Source organism: Pseudomonas sp. B19(2017), from assembly GCF_002113165.1.
In the GTDB taxonomy this organism is placed as follows: domain Bacteria; phylum Pseudomonadota; class Gammaproteobacteria; order Pseudomonadales; family Pseudomonadaceae; genus Aquipseudomonas.
In genome coordinates this window covers 66,310-84,215 of the sequence record NZ_NEJR01000009.1, presented here as the reverse complement: position 1 = coordinate 84,215, position 17,906 = coordinate 66,310, and the positions used below count along the sequence as shown (strand labels likewise).

The window sequence follows — 17,906 nt, the reverse complement described above, 5'->3', positions numbered from 1 at the left end:
GTGGCCGCTATGTTGCAAGTCGAAGTTTATCGTTACAACCCGGACACCGATTCGGCGCCGAAAATGCAGACCTTCCAGGTCGATACCGGCGGCAAGGATCTGATGGTGCTGGACGTGCTGGCGCTGATCAAAGAGCAGGACGAAGGTTTCTCCTACCGTCGTTCGTGCCGTGAAGGCGTTTGCGGTTCCGATGGCATGAACATCAACGGCAAGAACGGCCTGGCCTGCATCACCCCGCTGTCGGCGGTGGTGAAGGGCAACAAGCTGATTCTGCGCCCGCTGCCGGGCCTGCCGGTCATTCGTGACCTGGTCGTCGACATGAGCATCTTCTACAAGCAGTACGAGAAGGTGAAGCCGTTCCTGCAGAACGACACCCCGGCGCCGGCCATCGAGCGCCTGCAGTCGCCGGAAGACCGCGACAAGCTGGACGGCCTGTACGAGTGCATCCTGTGCGCCTGCTGCTCGACCTCCTGCCCGTCGTTCTGGTGGAACCCGGACAAGTTCCTGGGCCCCGCCGCACTGCTGCAGGCCTATCGCTTCCTGGCCGACAGCCGTGACACCAAGACCCAGGAGCGCCTGGCGTCCCTGGATGACCCGTTCAGCGTATTCCGCTGCCGCGGGATCATGAACTGCGTCAACGTTTGCCCGAAAGGTCTGAACCCGACCAAGGCAATCGGCCACGTACGTAACATGCTGCTGCAAAGCGGCACCTGATACAAAGTGTTGTACCTGCAGTAAGCCGAGGTGCGGGTGGTGAGCCCGCACTGAGGTAAAACCCGAACAAGGGCCCACAAAGCCTGCGTTCATTACCTATGAAGATATGAGACCAGCAGGGGCTTTCCGGGCTGGTACCCGGAAAATCAGCAGGATCCAAGTGGCGTGGTTCAGTCGCTGTATTCGGACTTTTCCAGGTTTGCTGTGGCTCTCGCCGATCAGTCCCCTAATCGAGGGTGACCAAGCATGCAAGAAAGCGTGATGCAGCGCATGTGGGAAAGCGCCCACCTTTCAGGTGGTAACGCTGCATATGTGGAAGAGCTTTATGAGCTCTACCTGCACGACCCTAACGCTGTGCCAGAAGAGTGGCGCACCTACTTCCAGAAGTTGCCCGCCGACGGCAGCACCGCTACCGATGTATCGCACTCGACAATCCGCGACCATTTCGTACTGCTGGCAAAGAACCAGCGCCGCGCCCAACCGGTATCCGCCGGGAGCGTGAGCAGTGAACACGAGAAGAAGCAGGTTGAAGTTCTGCGACTGATCCAGGCCTATCGTATGCGCGGCCATCAGGCTGCCAAGCTCGACCCGTTGGGGTTGTGGCAGCGTCCTGCGCCCGTAGACCTGTCGATCAATCACTACGGCTTGACCAATGCCGATCTTGATACGACCTTCCGTGCCGGCGACCTGTTCATCGGCAAAGAGGAGGCGAGCCTACGCGAGATCTTCGAAGCGCTCCAGAAGACATATTGTCGCACCATTGGCGCCGAGTTCACCCACATCGTCGATTCCGAGCAGCGCAGCTGGTTCCAGCAGCGCCTTGAAAGCGTGCGCGGCCGTCCGGAGTTTTCCGCTGACGTGCAGGCCCACCTGCTCGAGCGCGTGACCGCCGGTGAAGGCCTTGAGAAATACCTGGGCACCAAGTACCCGGGCACCAAGCGTTTCGGCCTCGAGGGCGGCGAAAGCCTGATCCCGATGCTGGACGAAATGATCCAGCGTTCCGGCTCCTACGGCACCAAGGAAGTCGTGATCGGCATGGCCCACCGTGGCCGCCTGAACGTGCTGGTCAACACCTTCGGCAAGAACCCGCGCGAGCTGTTCGACGAGTTCGAAGGCAAGAAGATGAACGAGCTGGGCTCCGGTGACGTTAAATATCACCAGGGCTTCTCGTCGAACGTGATGACCCCGGGTGGCGAAGTGCACCTGGCCATGGCGTTCAACCCGTCCCACCTGGAAATCGTCTCGCCAGTGGTCGAGGGTTCGGTGCGCGCCCGTCAGGACCGCCGCAACGACACCGTTGGCGACAAGGTGCTGCCGATCTCGATCCACGGCGACGCAGCATTCGCCGGCCAGGGCGTGGTCATGGAAACCTTCCAGATGTCGCAGACCCGCGGTTTCAAGACCGGCGGCACCGTGCACATCGTGATCAACAACCAGGTCGGTTTCACCATCAGCAACCCGCTGGACGCGCGCTCCACCGAGTACGCCACCGACGTTGCCAAGATGATCCAGGCGCCGATCCTGCACGTGAACGGCGACGACCCGGAAGCCGTGCTGTTCGTGACCCAGCTGGCCATCGACTACCGCATGCAGTTCAAGCGTGACGTGGTCATCGACCTGGTCTGCTACCGCCGTCGCGGCCACAACGAGGCCGACGAGCCGAACGGCACCCAGCCGTTGATGTACCAGCAGATCAGCAAGCAGCGCACCACGCGTGAGCTGTATGCCGAGGCACTGATCCAGGCCGGCCGTATCGATGCCGAGCGCGCCCAGGCCAAGATCGACGAGTACCGCAACGCGCTGGACAACGGCCTGCACGTGGTGAAGAGCCTGGTCAAGGAGCCGAACCGCGAGCTGTTCGTCGACTGGCGTCCGTATCTGGGCCATGCCTGGACCGCGCGTCACGACACCCGCTTCGACCTCAAGACCCTGCAGGAACTGTCGGCCAAGCTGCTGGAGATCCCGGAAGGTTTCGTCGTCCAGCGCCAGGTCGCCAAGATCTACGAAGACCGCCAGAAGATGCAGGCCGGTGGCTTGCCGATCAACTGGGGTTATGCAGAGACCATGGCCTACGCCACCCTGCAGTTCGAAGGTCACCCGATCCGCATGACCGGCCAGGACATCGGCCGTGGCACCTTCTCGCACCGTCACGCGGTGCTGCACAACCAGAAGGACGCCAGCACCTACGTACCGCTGAAGAACCTGTTCCCGGGCCAGCCACAGTTCGAACTGTACGACTCCTTCCTGTCGGAAGAAGCGGTACTGGCCTTCGAATACGGCTACTCGACCACCACGCCGAACGCGCTGGTGATCTGGGAAGCCCAGTTCGGTGACTTCGCCAACGGTGCGCAAGTGGTGATCGACCAGTTCATCACCAGCGGCGAGCACAAGTGGGGCCGTCTGTGTGGTCTGACCATGCTGCTGCCACACGGTTATGAAGGGCAGGGCCCGGAGCACTCCTCTGCGCGCCTGGAGCGTTACCTGCAGCTGTGCGCCGAGCACAACATCCAGGTCTGTGTACCGACCACCCCGGCCCAGATCTACCACCTGCTGCGTCGCCAGGTCATCCGTCCGCTGCGCAAGCCGCTGATCGTGCTGACGCCGAAGTCGCTGCTGCGCCACAAGCTGGCCATCTCGACCCTGGAAGACCTGGCAGAAGGCTCGTTCCAGACCGTGATCCCGGAAATCGACAGCCTCGATCCGGCCAAGGTCGAACGCCTGATCCTGTGCGGCGGCAAGGTTTACTACGACCTGCTGGAAAAACGCCGTGCCGAGGGCCGCGAAGATATCGCCATCGTGCGTATCGAGCAGCTGTATCCGTTCCCTGAGGACGACCTGGTCGAAATCCTCGCGCCTTACACCAACCTCAAGCATGCGGTCTGGTGTCAGGAAGAGCCGATGAACCAGGGCGCCTGGTACAGCAGCCAGCACCACATGCGCCGTATCCTGGGCCGCCATAACAAGGCACTGGTCCTGGAGTACGCCGGCCGCGACGCTTCCGCCGCGCCAGCCTGTGGTTACGCATCGAAGCACGCCGAACAGCAGGAAAAACTGCTGCAAGACGCCTTCACCGTTTAATGCCTTCGCGCACCTGAAACCGAATTTAAGGAAACACAGATAATGGCTATCGAGATCAAAGCCCCAACCTTCCCGGAATCGGTTGCCGATGGCACCGTTGCCACCTGGCACAAGCAGCCGGGCGATGCCGTCAAGCGTGACGAGCTGATCGTCGACATCGAGACCGACAAGGTCGTCCTGGAAGTGCTGGCCACCGCCGACGGCGTGCTGGGCGCCATCGTCAAGGGCGAGGGCGACACCGTCCTGTCCGACGAAGTACTGGGTTCGATCGTTGAAGGCGGTGCTGCTGCCGCTGCACCAGCTGCTGCCCCGGCCGCTGCTGCTCCGGCTGCCGCTGCTGCCGACGCTGGCGAAGACGACCCGGTTGCCGCCCCGGCCGCGCGCAAGCTGGCTGAAGAAAACGGCATCGACCTGGCTAGCGTTGCCGGCACCGGCAAAGGTGGTCGCATCACCAAGGAAGACGTCGTCGCTGCCGTTGCCAACAAGAAGTCGGCGCCTGCTGCAGCTGCCAAGCCTGCCGCCGCTGCCGCTGCTGCCCCGGTTGTGGTTGCCGCTGGCGACCGTACCGAGAAGCGTGTGCCGATGACCCGCCTGCGCGCCAAGATCGCCGAGCGTCTGGTCGAAGCCCAGTCGAGCATGGCCATGCTGACCACCTTCAACGAAGTCGACATGACCGAAGTCATGGCCCTGCGTTCGAAGTACAAGGACCTGTTCGAGAAGACCCACAATGGCGTACGCCTGGGCTTCATGTCGTTCTTCGTCAAGGCTGCCACCGAAGCCCTGAAGCGCTTCCCGGCGGTCAACGCCTCGATCGACGGCAACGACATCGTTTACCACGGCTACGCCGACGTCGGCGTAGCCGTGTCCAGCGACCGTGGCCTGGTGGTGCCGGTACTGCGCAACGCCGAGTCGATGAGCCTGGCGGAAATCGAAAACGGCATCGCCACTTTCGGCAAGAAGGCCCGTGACGGCAAGCTGGCCATCGAAGAGATGACCGGCGGCACCTTCACCATCACCAACGGTGGTACCTTCGGTTCGATGATGTCGACCCCGATCGTCAACCCGCCGCAGGCCGCCATTCTCGGCATGCACAACATCATCCAGCGCCCGATGGCCATCAATGGCCAGGTGGTGATTCGCCCGATGATGTACCTGGCGCTGTCGTACGATCACCGCCTGATCGACGGCAAGGAAGCGGTAACCTTCCTGGTCACCATCAAGAACCTGCTGGAAGATCCGTCTCGCCTGCTGCTGGACATCTAACCCTCTGGCTGCGTACCGTGCCGGCCCTGGTTTCGCGAGAAGCCATGCCGCGCGGTCCGCGGCTTGTAGCTTGTAGCTGATAAGGAATCTTTTATGACCCAGAAATTCGACGTAGTGGTGATTGGTGCAGGTCCTGGCGGCTATGTGGCTGCCATCAAGGCCGCACAACTTGGTCTGAAGACTGCCTGTATCGAGAAGTACACCGACGCCGAGGGCAAGCTGGCCCTGGGCGGCACCTGCCTGAACGTAGGTTGCATTCCTTCCAAGGCGCTGCTGGACAGCTCCTGGAAGTACAAGGAAGCCAAAGAGAGCTTCAACGTCCACGGTATCTCCACTGGCGAAGTGAAGATGGACGTCGCCGCGATGGTTGGCCGCAAGGCCGGCATCGTCAAGAACCTGACCGGTGGCGTTGCCACCCTGTTCAAGGCCAACGGCGTGACTTCGATCCAGGGCCACGGCAAGCTGCTGGCTGGCAAGAAAGTCGAAGTGACCAAGGCTGACGGCACCACCGAAGTCATCGAAGCCGAGAACGTGATCCTGGCTTCCGGCTCGCGTCCGATCGACATTCCGCCGGCTCCGGTCGACCAGAACGTCATCGTCGACTCCACCGGCGCCCTGGAATTCCAGGCCGTGCCGAAGCGCCTGGGCGTTATCGGTGCTGGCGTGATCGGCCTGGAGCTGGGCTCGGTATGGGCTCGCCTGGGTGCTGAAGTCACCGTCCTGGAAGCCCTGGACACCTTCCTGATGGCTGCCGACACTGCCGTGTCGAAGGAAGCCCAGAAGACCCTGACCAAGCAAGGCCTGGACATCAAGCTGGGCGCGCGCGTCACCGGCTCGAAAGTCAACGGCAACGAAGTCGAAGTGACCTACACCGACGCCAACGGCGAGCAGAAGATCACCTTCGACAAGCTGATCGTCGCGGTCGGCCGTCGCCCGGTGACCACTGATCTGCTGGCTGCCGACAGCGGCGTGACCATCGACGAGCGTGGCTACATCTTCGTCGACGACTACTGCGCTACCAGCGTGCCGGGCGTGTACGCCATCGGCGACGTGGTGCGCGGCATGATGCTGGCCCACAAGGCCTCGGAAGAGGGCATCATGGTGGTCGAGCGCATCAAGGGCCACAAGGCCCAGATGAACTACGACCTGATCCCGTCGGTCATCTACACCCACCCGGAAATCGCGTGGGTCGGCAAGACCGAACAGGCCTTGAAGGCCGAGGGCGTTGAGGTTAACGTGGGCACCTTCCCGTTCGCGGCCAGCGGCCGTGCGATGGCTGCTAACGACACCGGTGGTTTCGTCAAGGTCATCGCCGATGCCAAGACCGACCGCGTCCTGGGTGTACACGTGATTGGCCCATCGGCTGCCGAACTGGTGCAGCAGGGCGCAATCGCAATGGAATTCGGCACCAGTGCCGAGGACCTGGGCATGATGGTCTTCAGCCATCCGACCCTGTCCGAAGCGTTGCATGAAGCAGCGCTGGCAGTGAATGGCGGCGCCATTCACGTGGCCAACCGTAAGAAGCGTTAATTATAAGAAACCACGGCGGGCTGCCCGTCGTGAGTCTTGCGTGCATGACTCACCGCGGAAAGTCCGCCGGACCGGATCACACGGGAAAACCCGGGGTCAACGGTCACAGGTGGTGCGGCGCCAGTTATGGCGCAGCGCCGAAGCGCAGTACCTAACGAAGACGGTAAAAAGCATGAATCTTCACGAGTATCAGGGTAAGCAGCTGTTCGCTGAATACGGCCTGCCAGTTTCCAAGGGTTTCGCTGTCGATACCCCTGAGCAAGCTGCAGAAGCCTGCGACAAGATCGGCGGGAACGAGTGGGTGGTAAAAGCCCAGGTTCACGCCGGTGGTCGCGGTAAGGCGGGCGGCGTCAAGCTGGTTCGCAGCAAGGAAGACGCCAAGGCGTTCGCTGCACAGTGGTTGGGCAAGAATCTGGTTACCTACCAGACCGATGCCAACGGTCAACCCGTCTCCAAGATTCTGGTCGAATCCTGCACTGACATCGCCAAAGAGCTGTATTTGGGCGCTGTAGTCGATCGTTCGAGCCGCCGTATCGTGTTCATGGCCTCCACCGAAGGTGGCGTGGACATCGAGAAAGTCGCTCACGAAACGCCTGAGAAGATCCTCAAGGCCACTATCGACCCGCTGGTCGGCGCTCAGCCGTTCCAGGGTCGCGAACTGGCGTTCCAGCTGGGTCTGGAAGGCAAGCAAGTTCAACAGTTCGCCAAGATCTTCGTGGGTCTGGCCAAGCTGTTCAAGGATCACGATCTGGCCCTGCTGGAAGTGAACCCGCTGGTGATCAAGGCCGACGGCGACCTGCACTGCCTCGATGCCAAGATCAACATCGACGCCAACGCCATGTACCGTCAGCCGAAGCTGAAAACCTTCCACGACCCGTCGCAGGACGACGCCCGTGAAGCCCACGCTGCCAAGTTCGAACTGAACTACGTTGCCCTCGAAGGCAACATCGGCTGCATGGTCAACGGTGCCGGCCTGGCCATGGGTACCATGGACATCGTCAACCTGCACGGCGGCAAGCCGGCCAACTTCCTCGACGTTGGCGGTGGTGCTACCAAAGAGCGCGTTACCGAAGCGTTCAAGATCATTCTGTCCGACAGCAATGTCGCGGCCGTACTGGTCAACATCTTCGGCGGCATCGTTCGCTGCGACATGATTGCCGAAGGCATCATCGGTGCAGTGAAAGAAGTCGGCGTCAAAGTTCCGGTCGTCGTTCGCCTTGAAGGCAACAACGCCGAACTGGGCGCTAAAGTACTGGCAGAAAGCGGTTTGAACATCATTGCGGCAACCAGCCTGACCGACGCTGCTCAACAAGTTGTCAAAGCTGCGGAGGGCAAGTAATGAGCGTCCTGATCAATAAAGACACCAAAGTCATCTGCCAGGGCTTCACCGGCTCGCAGGGTACTTTCCACTCCGAACAGGCTATCGCCTACGGCACCAAGATGGTCGGCGGTGTAACCCCAGGCAAGGGTGGCACCACCCACCTGGGCCTGCCAGTGTTCAACACCGTGAAAGAAGCTGTAGAAGCGACCGGCGCTGACGCTTCGGTCATCTACGTTCCGGCTCCTTTCTGCAAGGACTCGATCCTGGAAGCTGCCTTCGGCGGCATCAAGCTGATCGTGTGCATCACCGAAGGCATTCCTACCCTGGACATGCTGGATGCCAAGGTCAAGTGCGACGAGCTGGGCGTGACCCTGATCGGCCCTAACTGCCCAGGTGTCATCACCCCGGGCGAGTGCAAGATCGGCATCATGCCAGGCCACATCCACCTGCCAGGCAAGGTCGGTATCGTTTCGCGTTCCGGCACCCTGACCTACGAAGCTGTGAAGCAGACCACCGACGCCGGCTTCGGCCAGTCGACCTGCGTCGGCATCGGCGGTGACCCGATCCCGGGTTCCAACTTCATCGACATTCTGAAGCTGTTCCAGGAAGACCCGAAGACCGAAGCGATCGTCATGATCGGTGAGATCGGCGGTTCGGCTGAAGAAGAAGCCGCGGCTTACATCAAGGCCAACGTCACCAAACCTGTGGTTTCCTACATCGCTGGTGTTACCGCTCCGGCGGGCAAGCGCATGGGCCACGCTGGCGCCATCATCTCCGGCGGCAAGGGCACTGCGGACGAGAAGTTCGCCGCCCTGCAGGACGCTGGCGTGAAGACCGTGCGTTCCCTGGCTGATATCGGCAAGGCCCTGGCCGAGCTGACTGGCTGGGAAGTCAAGAAGTAATACTGCTACACCCCCCACGCGCACAGAGGCCACCTTCGGGTGGCCTTTGTCGTTTCCGGGGGCAGGCAATATGGATTTTTCGATGGGTTTGATAGGAATTTTCAGGCAGACGAATTTCCCGATATCGGGATAATTCTGACCGTCCCCGGTTGCACAGACGACAAACAGATACGCACATCGGACAAGCAGCACTGTGCCAGTGCGTTTAAGTGACAAAACAGTTACCCTACGCGCTCACTCTGTGCCCGTGCCCCAAAAGGGAACGACACGCTAAACGGGTCTGGCTTATCAAGCCGGGCAGCATTTCCCTCAACCCTTGGGGAAATCCCTTCTCGAATCCCGATTTCAGCAGTGTGGTACTACCTTAAATGAAAGTTTTAAAAGGCCAGGACATCCTGGCGCTTGGCTTTATGACGTTTGCGCTTTTCGTAGGCGCGGGCAACATCATCTTCCCGCCTATCGTCGGTCTGCAGTCTGGCCCGCACGTGTGGATGGCCGCCCTGGGCTTCCTGGTTACTGCCGTGGGCCTGCCGGTCATCACCGTGGTTGCCCTGGCCAAGGTCGGCGGCGGCATGGATGCCTTGAGCAGCCCGATCGGCAAGTTCTTCGGTGGCCTGCTGGCGGCCGTGTGCTACCTGTCGGTGGGCCCGCTGTTTGCCACCCCGCGTACCGCGACCGTGTCGTTCGAGGTGGGTGTTGCGCCGCTGACTGGCGAAAGCCCGCTGGCGCTGTTCATCTACAGCCTGGTGTACTTCCTCGTGGTACTGGCCGTGTCCATGTACCCAGGCAAGCTGCTCGACACCGTGGGCCGTTTCCTGGCGCCGTTGAAAATCATCGCCTTGGCGGTGCTGGGCATTGCCGCCTTCGCGCTGCCTGCCGGCACCATTGGTGAAGCGCAGCCGGCCTATGCTGCCGCAGCATTCTCCAAGGGCTTCTCCGATGGTTACCTGACCATGGACACCCTGGGTGCCCTGGTGTTCGGTATCGTCATCGTCAACGCCATCCGCTCGCGGGGTGTCGAGTCACCGAAGCTGATCACCCGCTACGCCATCATTGCCGGCCTGATCGCCGGTGTCGGCCTGGCCCTGGTGTACATCAGCCTGTTCCGCCTGGGCGCAACCAGCCACGAAATCGCGGCTGGCGCCACCAACGGCGCGGCGGTGCTGCATGCCTACGTGCAACACACCTTCGGCTCGCTGGGCAGCGGCTTCCTCGCCGTGCTGATCGCGCTGGCTTGCCTGGTGACTGCGGTTGGCCTGACCTGCGCCTGTGCCGAGTACTTCAGCCAGATTCTGCCGCTGTCGTACCGTGCACTGGTGGTGATCCTGGCGGGCTTCTCGCTGCTGATCTCCAACCTTGGCCTGACCAAGCTGATCATGTTCTCGATCCCGGTGCTCACCGCTATCTACCCGCCGTGCATCGTGGTAGTCGGCCTGAGCTTCGTGAAGGACCTGTGGAACTCGCCAACCCGCATCCTGGCGCCAGTGATGCTGGTGTCGCTGCTGTTCGGCATGGTCGATGCGGTCAAGGGCAGCAGCATTGCCCACGTGCTGCCGGACTTCATGGCCCACCTGCCGCTGAGCGACCAGGGCCTGGCCTGGCTGGTGCCTTCGGTAGTGACCCTGGTTGGCGCCGTAGCCTGCGACCGAATGCTCGGCAAGCCGCGCGAAGCGCTGGCCTGATAGTCGAAGCCTGAGGGCGGCACCGGCCACAAGCCGAAGGGTGCTCGCCAAGGGTGGAAACTCAAGAGCCCCGTATCCGTGAGGATGCGGGGCTTTTTGTTTGCCTGTACTGGCCTCTTCGCGGGCGCGCCCGCTCCCACAGGTAAAGCGCAAGCCTCAGAATTGGGAGCGGGCGTGCCCGCGAAGAGGCCGGGATAAGCGGTGCAAATATCAGGATGGATGTGTGCCTTTTGCCGCTTGCCAGCGTCGAAATCCGGTCCCTATCCTTCAGGTATCTGGCCCCCTCGGGAACCCTGCATGAACTTTATTCAAAGCAACTTCAACAACCTGTTGGCCATCGCCTGGTTTGCCCTGTGCTGGGGTGGTTACACCCGCTATGCCATCTGGAAGGGGCGCGACACAGCGTGCCTGGCCAGCGTGCTGCACCTGTACCGCGAAGACTGGATGCGCCGCATGCTGCTGCGCGACAACCGTATCGCCGATGCCAGCGTGATCGGCAACCTCGAACGTAACGCGTCGTTTTTCGCCTCCAGCACCCTGATCATCCTCGCAGGCATCCTTACCGTGCTCGGCGCCTCCGACCGGGCGCTGTCGCTGCTGGCCGACCTGCCGCTGGTGCAACAGACTTCCCAGGGCATGTCGGAGATCAAGTTGCTGTGCCTGGCCATGGTCTTCGTCTACGCCTTTTTCACCTTCAGCTGGTGCATGCGCCAATACAACTTCGCGGCAGTACTGGTGGGGTCGGCGCCGATGATCGGTGAACGGCTGGTCAATGAACTTGAACGCAAGGCATTCGCCTCGCGCGCGGCGCGGGTGCTGTCGCTTGCCGCCAACCAGTTCAACCTGGGCCTGCGTTCCTATTACTTCGGCATGGCCATGTTGAGCTGGTTCATCAGCCCATGGTTATTCATGGTCATGAGTGTCGGCGTAGTGCTGATTCTTTACCGCCGCGAGTTCCATTCGGATGTGCTGGATGTGATGGTGTTCACACCTACCGAAAGTGTTTCGATCGAACCCGTCAGGGAGAACACCGCCTCTGGTACCTGAAACGTTTAATCCATAAGTTTCAGGCACAAAAAAACCCGACAATGTCGGGTTTTCTTGTTTTAGCCGATTACTGCTTGGCAGGTTCGGCTGGAGCAGCTGGAGCAGCTGGAGCGGCTTCCGGAGCCGGAGTAGCCGGAGCGGCTTCTTCGGCGGCCTTCTGCTCGGCTTCGGCCTGATCTTTGGCGGCTTCGGCGTTTTCCTTGGCGGCCTCGTTCATCTTATCCTGAGCTTCGCCCGCTTTTTCCTGGGCTTGCTCGGCGTGTTGCTGTGCGTCCTGGGCTTTGTCTTCGCTCGCTTTATCGCAAGCGGCCAGGCCCATGGCTGCGGCCAGCATCAGAGCAAAAGCAAAAGGTTTACGCATGGGGGTGTTTCTCCTTGGTGGAATAAGTGACTTGTTCCTTCGAGTGCAACTACGCGGAATAAGTTCCGCGAAGGTTACACATATATAACGCCCCGTTCTATATAGACTTTTTAACGATTTTATGCCGCTGCGGCAATGCGCGTGGAACCAGCCAATGAGCGATTCAACCTTGATGGCCATGGCCGAGCGTTTTCTCTCGGCCCTGAAACATTGTCAGTTGTTACAGATGCGCGTGGCGCAAGCCGATGCCGATGGCATTACCCTGGTACTGCCCTGGTCGCCGGCCATCGTCGGCAACCCGCAGACTGGCGCGGTGCATGGCGGAGCGCTGACCACGCTGATGGATACCACCTGCGGCATGGCCACGCTGTGCGTGCTGCCGCGCTTCGAGGTGTGCCCGACGCTGGACCTGCGCATCGATTACATGCACCCGGCCGAAGCCGGCAAGGACATGTACGGCCATGCCCAGTGCTACCGGGTCACCCGCGATGTCATCTTCACCCGTGGCACGGCCTACCAGGACGACCCTGACCAGCCGATCTGCCAGGTGGTGGGCACGTTCATGCGCCTGGGCCAGGAGATCAAGGGTGGCATTCGCTTCGGCAACAGCCTGAAGGAGGGCGGGGCATGATTCCGTACGAGGTTCGCCAACAGCTCAACGCCGCCCATGCGGTAGGAGACTATCGGCCATTACTGGCGCTGATCCCCTATGCCGGCCTGATCGGCATCGAATGCGAGCGCGAAGGCGATGACCTGCTGTTCCGCCTGCCGGCCAGCCAGGACAATATCGGCAACCCGCTGCTGCCGGCTATCCACGGTGGTGTGATCGCCGGCTTCATGGAGCTGTCGGCGGCGCTGTACCTGCTGATCTACAGCGAAAGCGCGAGCATTCCGAAGATCATCGACTTCTCCATCGACTACCTGCGCGCCGGGCACTTTCGCGATACCTACGCCCAGTGCCAGCTGTGGCGTCAGGGGCGGCGGGTGACCAATGTAGCCATCACCGCCTGGCAGGGTGACAGGCAATCGCCTATTGCCACGGCCCGCGCGCATTTCAAGATCGAACCGGAAAAGCCCTTGAAATCATCCGGGCAGCCCCCATCTGCATGACATCCGCCGCTAGCGCAGCCCGAAATGGCCGCCAGGCGTCAACTGCCATCAGATCGGAGTTTTGAAGACCATGAGTGTGGAGACTCAAAAAGAAACGCTGGGCTTCCAGACCGAGGTAAAGCAACTGCTGCACCTCATGATCCATTCCCTGTATTCGAACAAGGAGATCTTCCTGCGGGAGCTGATCTCCAACGCTTCCGACGCCGCTGACAAGCTGCGTTTCGAGGCGCTGGCCAAGCCAGAGCTGTTCGAAGGCGACGCCGACCTGAAGATTCGCCTGAGCTTCGACAAGGACGCCGGTACCGTGACCCTCGAGGACAACGGCATCGGCATGAGCCGCGAAGACGTCATTGCCCACCTGGGCACCATCGCCAAGTCCGGCACTGCCGACTTCATGAAGAACCTCACCGGTGACCAGAAGAAGGACTCGCACCTGATCGGTCAGTTCGGCGTGGGCTTCTACTCCGCATTCATCGTCGCTGACAAGGTCGATGTGTACAGCCGCCGGGCTGGCCAGCCGGCCGCTGAAGGCGTGCACTGGTCGTCGAAAGGCGAGGGCGAGTTCGAAGTCGCCACCATCGACAAGCCACAGCGCGGTACCCGCATCGTTCTGCACCTGAAAAAGGACGAGCAGGAGTTTGCCGATGGCTGGCGCCTGCGCAACGTGGTCAAGAAGTACTCCGACCACATCGCCATGCCGATCCAGCTGCCGAAAGAGCAAGCTGCCACCGAAGGCGAAGAACAGCCGGCCGAAGAGTGGGAAACCGTCAACCGTGCCAGCGCCCTGTGGACCCGCCCGCGTACCGAGATCAAGGACGAGGAGTACCAGGAGTTCTACAAGCACATCGGTCATGACTTCGAAAACCCGCTGGCCTGGAGCCACAACAAGGTCGAAGGCAAGCTCGAATACAATTCGCTGCTGTACGTGCCGGCCCGCGCGCCGTTCGACCTGTACCAGCGCGAAGCGCCACGCGGCCTGAAGCTGTACGTGCAGCGCGTATTCATCATGGACCAGGCCGAGTCGTTCCTGCCGCTGTACCTGCGCTTCATCAAGGGCGTGGTTGATTCCAACGACCTGTCGCTGAACGTGTCGCGTGAGATCCTGCAGAAAGACCCGATCATCGACTCGATGAAGACCGCGCTGACCAAGCGCGTGCTGGACATGCTGGAGAAACTGGCGAAGAACGAGCCCGAGAAGTACAAGGGCTTCTGGAAGAACTTCGGCCAGGTGCTGAAGGAAGGCCCGGCCGAAGACTTCGCCAACAAGGAAAAGATCGCCAGCCTGCTGCGCTTCGCTTCCACCCAGGACGACAGCGGCGAGCAGAGCGTTGCCCTGGCCGACTACCTGGCCCGCGCCAAGGAAGGCCAGGACAAGATCTACTACCTCACCGGCGAGTCGTATGCGCAGGTCAAGAACAGCCCGCACCTGGAAGTCTTCCGCAAGAAAGGCATCGAAGTGCTGCTGCTGACCGACCGTATCGACGAGTGGCTGATGAGCTACCTCAACGAATTCGACGGCAAGGCCTTTGTCGACGTCGCCCGTGGCGACCTGGACCTGGGCAAGCTGGATTCGGAAGAAGACAAGAAGGCCCAGGAAGAAGTCGCCAAGGACAAGGAAGGGTTGGTCGAGCGCCTGAAGGGCGCGCTGGGTGACAGCGTGGCTGAAGTGCGCGTGTCGCACCGCCTGACCGACTCCCCGGCGATCCTGGCGATCGGTGAGCAGGACCTGGGTCTGCAGATGCGCCAGATCCTCGAAGCCAGCGGGCAGAAGGTACCGGAGTCCAAGCCGATCTTCGAGTTCAACCCGACTCACCCGCTGATCGAGAAGCTGGACAACGAGCAGAGCGAAGACCGCTTCGCCGAGCTGTCGCACATCCTGTTCGATCAGGCGGCCCTCGCGGCCGGTGACAGCCTGAAGGACCCGGCGGCTTACGTTCGTCGCCTGAACAAGCTGCTGGTCGAGCTGTCTGCTTGAGTTGATGGATAGGAAAGCCCGCTTCGGCGGGCTTTTTTATGACGAGTGCCAAAGGAGTGCTTGATGAGCAAAGTAATCGTCGAATCGCTGGTTTATCACCTGTCCGGCAAGACCTACGAAAGCCGCCTGGTCTATGAGCCGGGTGCGCTGGGCCGCCCTGGGTTGGTGATGGCACCGAACTGGATGGGTATTGGCGAAGGGGCCGAGCGCATCGCCAAGGAAGTGGCCGAGAAGGGCTATGTGGTGCTGATTGCCGACCTGTACGGGCAATCGGTGCGCCCGTCAAACGCCGACGAGGCCGGCGCCGCGATGATGCCGTTGAAGAATGACCGAGGCGAGCTGCGCAAGCGCATGCAGGAAGCCCTGGCGCAGCTGTTGGGGCAGTCGAAGGCGCTGCTGGAGCCGGGCAAGGTTGGCACGTTCGGCTTCTGCTTTGGTGGCTGCTGTGCCCTGGAATTGGCCCGTAGCGGTGCCGATCTGCGCGCGGCGGTGTCGTTCCATGGCACGCTGGACACGCCGAACCCTGAAGATGCCAAGCGTATCAAGGGCTCGGTGCTGGTCTTGCATGGTGCTTCCGATCCGCTGGTGCCGAAGGAGCAGTTGCCGGCGTTCGAGGAGGAGATGAATGCGGCCAAGGTTGACTGGCAGTTGCTGAGCTATGGCGGGGCGGTGCACTCGTTTACCGACCCCAATGCCAATGTGCCGGGCAAGATGCAGTATGACCGGCGCACCTCGGAGCGGGCGTTCCGCTCGATGCACAACCTGCTGACCGAAGTGTTCCAGCGCTGACATGGCATGGGGCCGCTGTGCGGCTCTACAGGGATAGCGTGGCTCATGGCATGCGCGGTCCCTGTAGGAGCGGCCTTGTGTCGCGATGGGCTGCAAAGCAGCCCCAAAATTACCTGGGCAGCTCGATCCTCGAAGTTTCCCCCGGTACCACCGGCCAATCCCCCGCAGCCCACTTGGCCCGGGCCTGTTCGATCAGCTCCACGTCACTGGCGACAAAGTTCCAGTTCATCCGCCGTGGCCCATCCAGCGGCGCGCCACCAATCAGCACCAGTTGGCACTCACCCTCCGCGTACAGTGTCACCTCTTCGCCCTCCGGCAGCACCACCAGGCTGCACGGCTCCACTTCCTCATCGTTCATCAGCAGTTCGCCATCCAGCACGTACAGCGCCCGTTGCGCATGCTCATTCGGCACCTGCAAGGTAGTCGCCGGCTGCATCCGCACATGTGCGTAAAGGGTAGGGGACAGCACTGGCACCGGCGATTCCAGGCAGAACCCGCTACCGGCAATCATGCAGATACGCACTCCCAGGCTGTCGCTGACCGGCAGGCTTGCCGCCGGGTGATGGCTGTAGCTGGGCGCGCCTTGCTCCTGTTCGCGTGGCGACGCCAGCCATACCTGCAACCCGTGCAGGCGTGAACCATGTGCCAGGGCATCTTCAGGCGTGCGCTCGACATGGGCCACGCCGCAACCTGCGGTCATCCAGCTGACATCACCAGGCAGCACCCGCTGCGCCGAGCCGAGGCTGTCCTTGTGCAGGATGGCCCCTTCGAACAGATAGGTAAGCGTCGACAGGCCGATATGCGGGTGCTGGCGGATGTCCATGCCATGCCCCGGGGCATAGTCGGTTTCGAGCATGTGGTCGAAAAACACGAACGGGCCGACGCTGCGGCACTGGGCCGACGGCAGCGGGCGCAGGATCGGTTGGCCCTCGACCGATTCGGCACGTGGGCGAATGACCAGTGGGCTGCTCATGGGAAGGCTCCAGGGAAGGTGGAAATGCCCCAAGCATAGCGGTTTGCCTGCCGCGGCTGAACCGTCTCGTTTACCGGCAGGTCTAGAGATCTGGTACCCGGAAAAGGAAGCTTCATCATGATCGCCAGAGCGCTGGGCTGCGTGCTGTTATCCGCCTCGCTGTGCCACGCGGTGCAGGCGCGCGACTACCGCTACAGTGATGCCCATTTGCACTACGTCGACTTCTTCCAGGAAAGCGAAGGCATGCCCGCGCTGATCAAGGCCATGGATGCTGCGGGTATCGAGCAGTCGATGATTTCCGGCGTGCCGGTGGCCAAGAAGTGGCATGAAGACGAGCCCAAGCGCCCGCGCTACTACGCCGGTGACGATGCCGATGCCTACTGGTACAGCGCCACCGATACCTATGTGGCTGCGGCACTGCAGCAGTTGCCGGACGCGCAGCGTAAGCGCTTTCATCCATTCCTGACCGGCTTCAACCCGGTCGACAAGAATGCCGTCAGCCATATCGAGCGCATGCTCGACCTGTACCCGGGCCTGTGGCAGGGCATTGGCGAGGTGTTCACCCGCCACGACGACCTTACCGCATTGACCACGGGCGAAACGCCGCGCGCCAACAACGAAGCCATGACGCGTATCTACCACCTGGCGGCCGAGCGCGACTTGCCGGTATTGCTGCATTCCAACATCACCTCCAAGCGCGAGCGCAACCCGCTATACCTGGCGGAGATCGAAGAGCCGCTGCGCAATCACCCGCACACGCGATTCATCTGGGCGCATGCCGGCAGCAGCATGGAGATACACCGACACCAGACGCAAATGGACTTTCTGCTGCCGGTGCTGACGCGGTTGCTGGAAGATTATCCGAACCTGTACGTCGACCTGTCGTGGAGCGTGCTGGAACCCTATTTGCTGGACAGCAAGGGTGTGCCTCGCAAGGCGTGGCTGGCCTTGGTCGAGAAGTACCCGGAGCGCTTCATGCTGGGCTCGGATGTGGTGGGGCGGTTTGGCAGCCTCGGAGAGCAGATGCACGGGTTCAGGCCGTTTCTGGATGCATTGCCGGAACAGGTGGCCAACAAGGTGGCCCGGGAGAATTTTCTGGCGGTGTTGCCCAAGGTTCGTCAGTGACCTGTGCCGCCCTCTTCGCGGGCATGCCCGCTCCCA

At 61.5% G+C, this 17,906-nt stretch carries 15 protein-coding genes; 13 read left to right on the top strand and 2 right to left on the bottom strand.

Going from position 1 to position 17,906, the window contains the following annotated elements; genetic code table 11:
* Positions 1–9: 9 nt before the first annotated feature.
* From CAF70_RS14430 to CAF70_RS14395, 8 genes are all read left to right on the top strand, one after another.
* Positions 10–714, top strand: coding sequence for a succinate dehydrogenase iron-sulfur subunit (locus CAF70_RS14430; RefSeq protein ID WP_011534752.1), 705 nt, complete (start codon positions 10–12; stop codon positions 712–714).
* Positions 715–960: 246 nt separating this feature from the next.
* Positions 961–3,792 (top strand): 2-oxoglutarate dehydrogenase E1 component, encoded by a 2,832-nt coding sequence (locus CAF70_RS14425; protein WP_085625399.1) that lies wholly within the window; start codon positions 961–963, stop codon positions 3,790–3,792.
* Positions 3,793–3,834: 42 nt separating this feature from the next.
* On the top strand, positions 3,835–5,055 hold the full coding sequence (gene odhB / locus CAF70_RS14420; protein WP_085625398.1) for a 2-oxoglutarate dehydrogenase complex dihydrolipoyllysine-residue succinyltransferase: 1,221 nt from the start codon (positions 3,835–3,837) through the stop codon (positions 5,053–5,055).
* Between the two features lie 93 nt (positions 5,056–5,148).
* Positions 5,149–6,585 carry a dihydrolipoyl dehydrogenase gene (gene lpdA, locus CAF70_RS14415; protein ID WP_013973439.1) on the top strand — a complete coding sequence of 479 codons (1,437 nt, stop codon included), beginning with the start codon at positions 5,149–5,151 and terminating at the stop codon, positions 6,583–6,585.
* A gap of 172 nt (positions 6,586–6,757) precedes the next feature.
* Entirely contained in the window at positions 6,758–7,924 is a 1,167-nt protein-coding gene (gene sucC / locus CAF70_RS14410) for an ADP-forming succinate--CoA ligase subunit beta (protein WP_003254205.1), read from the top strand.
* Positions 7,924–8,808 carry a succinate--CoA ligase subunit alpha gene (gene sucD / locus CAF70_RS14405; protein WP_004376004.1) on the top strand — a complete coding sequence of 295 codons (885 nt, stop codon included), beginning with the start codon at positions 7,924–7,926 and terminating at the stop codon, positions 8,806–8,808. The genes sucC and sucD overlap by 1 nt, the downstream gene beginning before the upstream one ends.
* Positions 8,809–9,176: 368 nt before the next feature.
* On the top strand, positions 9,177–10,490 hold the full coding sequence (gene brnQ / locus CAF70_RS14400) for a branched-chain amino acid transport system II carrier protein (protein ID WP_085625397.1): 1,314 nt from the start codon (positions 9,177–9,179) through the stop codon (positions 10,488–10,490).
* Between the two features lie 297 nt (positions 10,491–10,787).
* On the top strand, positions 10,788–11,537 hold the full coding sequence (locus CAF70_RS14395; RefSeq protein ID WP_085625396.1) for a DUF599 domain-containing protein: 750 nt from the start codon (positions 10,788–10,790) through the stop codon (positions 11,535–11,537).
* Between the two features lie 67 nt (positions 11,538–11,604).
* Here the strand turns inward: CAF70_RS14395 and CAF70_RS14390 are convergent, their stop codons facing one another.
* Positions 11,605–11,898, bottom strand: a complete 294-nt coding sequence (locus tag CAF70_RS14390; protein ID WP_075045843.1) for a hypothetical protein — start codon at positions 11,896–11,898, stop codon at positions 11,605–11,607.
* Positions 11,899–12,052: 154 nt separating this feature from the next.
* Between CAF70_RS14390 and CAF70_RS14385 the strand changes: the two genes are divergently transcribed.
* The 4 genes from CAF70_RS14385 (at position 12,053) to CAF70_RS14370 (ending at position 15,772) form a co-directional block, all read left to right on the top strand.
* Positions 12,053–12,529, top strand: coding sequence for a PaaI family thioesterase (locus CAF70_RS14385; protein WP_085625395.1), 477 nt, complete (start codon positions 12,053–12,055; stop codon positions 12,527–12,529).
* Positions 12,526–13,008 carry a PaaI family thioesterase gene (locus tag CAF70_RS14380; RefSeq protein WP_085625394.1) on the top strand — a complete coding sequence of 161 codons (483 nt, stop codon included), beginning with the start codon at positions 12,526–12,528 and terminating at the stop codon, positions 13,006–13,008. The genes CAF70_RS14385 and CAF70_RS14380 overlap by 4 nt, the downstream gene beginning before the upstream one ends.
* 70 nt (positions 13,009–13,078) lie before the next feature.
* Positions 13,079–14,983: a molecular chaperone HtpG gene (htpG, locus tag CAF70_RS14375; protein ID WP_085625393.1), complete on the top strand. Its 1,905-nt coding sequence runs from the start codon at positions 13,079–13,081 to the stop codon at positions 14,981–14,983.
* Between the two features lie 63 nt (positions 14,984–15,046).
* A complete protein-coding gene (locus tag CAF70_RS14370; protein WP_085625392.1) occupies positions 15,047–15,772 on the top strand; it encodes a dienelactone hydrolase family protein in 726 nt (241 codons plus the stop codon).
* Between the two features lie 109 nt (positions 15,773–15,881).
* Here the strand turns inward: CAF70_RS14370 and CAF70_RS14365 are convergent, their stop codons facing one another.
* Entirely contained in the window at positions 15,882–16,745 is an 864-nt protein-coding gene (locus tag CAF70_RS14365; protein ID WP_085625391.1) for a pirin family protein, read from the bottom strand.
* A 117-nt stretch (positions 16,746–16,862) separates the two neighbouring features.
* Here CAF70_RS14365 and CAF70_RS14360 point away from each other — a divergent pair, with 117 nt between their 5' ends.
* Entirely contained in the window at positions 16,863–17,870 is a 1,008-nt protein-coding gene (locus CAF70_RS14360) for an amidohydrolase family protein (protein ID WP_085625390.1), read from the top strand.
* Positions 17,871–17,906 lie beyond the last annotated feature (36 nt).

What these genes read in the sequence shown, in the direction of transcription:
- CAF70_RS14370 (WP_085625392.1), top strand. Translation starts at nt 15,047, where the DNA reads ATGAGCAAAGTAATCGTCGAATCGCTGGTTTATCACCTGTCCGGCAAG.
- lpdA (WP_013973439.1), top strand. Translation starts at nt 5,149, where the DNA reads ATGACCCAGAAATTCGACGTAGTGGTGATTGGTGCAGGTCCTGGCGGC.
- htpG (WP_085625393.1), top strand. Translation starts at nt 13,079, where the DNA reads ATGAGTGTGGAGACTCAAAAAGAAACGCTGGGCTTCCAGACCGAGGTA.
- CAF70_RS14360 (WP_085625390.1), top strand. Translation starts at nt 16,863, where the DNA reads ATGATCGCCAGAGCGCTGGGCTGCGTGCTGTTATCCGCCTCGCTGTGC.
- CAF70_RS14390 (WP_075045843.1), bottom strand. Translation starts at nt 11,898, where the DNA reads ATGCGTAAACCTTTTGCTTTTGCTCTGATGCTGGCCGCAGCCATGGGC.
- CAF70_RS14395 (WP_085625396.1), top strand. Translation starts at nt 10,788, where the DNA reads ATGAACTTTATTCAAAGCAACTTCAACAACCTGTTGGCCATCGCCTGG.
- CAF70_RS14380 (WP_085625394.1), top strand. Translation starts at nt 12,526, where the DNA reads ATGATTCCGTACGAGGTTCGCCAACAGCTCAACGCCGCCCATGCGGTA.
- CAF70_RS14365 (WP_085625391.1), bottom strand. Translation starts at nt 16,745, where the DNA reads ATGAGCAGCCCACTGGTCATTCGCCCACGTGCCGAATCGGTCGAGGGC.
- sucD (WP_004376004.1), top strand. Translation starts at nt 7,924, where the DNA reads ATGAGCGTCCTGATCAATAAAGACACCAAAGTCATCTGCCAGGGCTTC.
- CAF70_RS14425 (WP_085625399.1), top strand. Translation starts at nt 961, where the DNA reads ATGCAAGAAAGCGTGATGCAGCGCATGTGGGAAAGCGCCCACCTTTCA.
- sucC (WP_003254205.1), top strand. Translation starts at nt 6,758, where the DNA reads ATGAATCTTCACGAGTATCAGGGTAAGCAGCTGTTCGCTGAATACGGC.
- odhB (WP_085625398.1), top strand. Translation starts at nt 3,835, where the DNA reads ATGGCTATCGAGATCAAAGCCCCAACCTTCCCGGAATCGGTTGCCGAT.
- CAF70_RS14385 (WP_085625395.1), top strand. Translation starts at nt 12,053, where the DNA reads ATGAGCGATTCAACCTTGATGGCCATGGCCGAGCGTTTTCTCTCGGCC.
- brnQ (WP_085625397.1), top strand. Translation starts at nt 9,177, where the DNA reads ATGAAAGTTTTAAAAGGCCAGGACATCCTGGCGCTTGGCTTTATGACG.
- CAF70_RS14430 (WP_011534752.1), top strand. Translation starts at nt 10, where the DNA reads ATGTTGCAAGTCGAAGTTTATCGTTACAACCCGGACACCGATTCGGCG.